The 294-nt window shown below is 58.8% G+C and carries 1 protein-coding gene; it reads left to right on the forward strand.

Annotated elements, in window-relative coordinates:
- Nucleotides 1-294: plasmid replication initiator RepA (gene repA / locus LZP73_RS20125; RefSeq protein WP_267960266.1), on the forward strand; the 294-nt coding region annotated here is incomplete at both ends.

Here is a 294-nt window from a genome sequence, read left to right on the forward strand (position 1 = left end):
CAGGTAAAGAACCCGAATCCGGTGTTTACACCCCGTGAAGGTGCAGGAACGCTGAAGTTCTGCGAAAAACTGATGGAAAAGGCGGTGGGCTTCACTTCCCGTTTTGATTTCGCCATTCATGTGGCGCATGCCCGTTCGCGTGGTCTGCGTCGACGCATGCCACCAGTGCTGCGTCGACGGGCTATTGATGCGCTCCTGCAGGGGCTGTGTTTCCACTATGACCCGCTGGCCAACCGCGTCCAGTGCTCCATCACCACGCTGGCCATTGAGTGCGGACTGGCGACGGAGTCTGCT

The sequence above is a fragment of the Shewanella sp. AS16 genome, assembly GCF_021412365.1.
GTDB classification, from domain to species: Bacteria; Pseudomonadota; Gammaproteobacteria; order Enterobacterales; family Shewanellaceae; genus Shewanella; species Shewanella salipaludis.